The following is a 1,066-nucleotide window of genomic DNA, read 5'->3' on the forward strand; positions in this document are numbered from 1 at the left end:
ACCTGGCGGCGACGTACCGGCTGCTGGGGCGCTACATGGACGCGTACGAACTGGACCTGGACACCCTGCGGCGGCGCGAGCGGGTGCTGCGCGCGCAGCACATCTCGACGCTGTCCTCGGGCATCGCCTGCGCGATGGGGCTGCGGCTGATGGGCCGCTACCGGGAGGCGCAGACCCGCCAGGAGCAGGGGCTCAAGCTCAACACCCAGGTGCTGGGCCCCGACCACCCGCAGACCCTGCGGGCCGAGCACAACCTCGGCATGTGCCTGCGCCGGTCCGGGGACATCCCGGGCGCCGGGCTGCGGCTGCGGGGGGTGTGGGAGCGGGCCACCCGGGTGCTGGGGGTGGACTACCCGTGGACGCTGATGGTCGCCTCCGACTACGCGACCTACCTGCGGGAGTACGGGGACGTCGGCGAGGCCCGCCGGATCTCGGAGCACGTGATCCGCGGCTACCAGTCACAGCTGGGGCTGGCCCACCCGTACAGCATCGGCACGGTCGGCAACCTGGGGCTGGTGCTGCGGGCACAGGGCGAGCGGGCGGAGGCGCTCTCGCTCGCGGAGCAGGCGCTGGTCGGCATGCGGGGCGCGCTGGGGGACCTGCACCCGTGGACGCTGGGCTGCGCCCTGAACGCGACCGGGCACCGCAACATCACGGGCCGGCTGGAGGACGCGCTGACCCTGAGCCGGGAGACGCTGCGGGGCGCGGAGCGGGTCCTGGGCCCCGACCACCCGATGACGCTGAGCACGCAGATCGCGCTGGCGGCCGATCTCCGGTCGGTACGGGAGGACGAGGAGGCCGCGAAGCACGAGGAAGCCGGCATCAAGGCCCTCACCCGCACCCTGGGCCCGCAACACCTCCACACGGTCGTCGCCAAACAACGCACCCGCCCGTACTGGGACTTCGAACCCCAGCCGTAGCCCGGTTTCCTGGGGCTCCGCCCCGGACCCCGCGCCTCAAACGCCGGCGAGGCTGGATTTGCCGGCCGGGGATGCAGGAAGGCCCGGTCCCCTTGGGGGCCGGGCCTTCCTGTTCAAGCCAGCGCAGCGGTTACGCCTCGAAGACC

At 73.2% G+C, this 1,066-nt stretch carries 1 protein-coding gene; it reads left to right on the plus strand.

The window, feature by feature from the left end; all coding sequences use genetic code 11:
* Positions 1–920: tetratricopeptide repeat protein (locus tag ACFVUS_RS44145; RefSeq protein ID WP_387781615.1), on the plus strand; the 920-nt coding region annotated here is incomplete at its 5' end.
* Positions 921–1,066: the final 146 nt, after the last annotated feature.

It is taken from the genome of Nocardia sp. NPDC058058 (genome assembly GCF_042885355.1).
In the GTDB taxonomy this organism is placed as follows: domain Bacteria; phylum Actinomycetota; class Actinomycetes; order Mycobacteriales; family Mycobacteriaceae; genus Nocardia.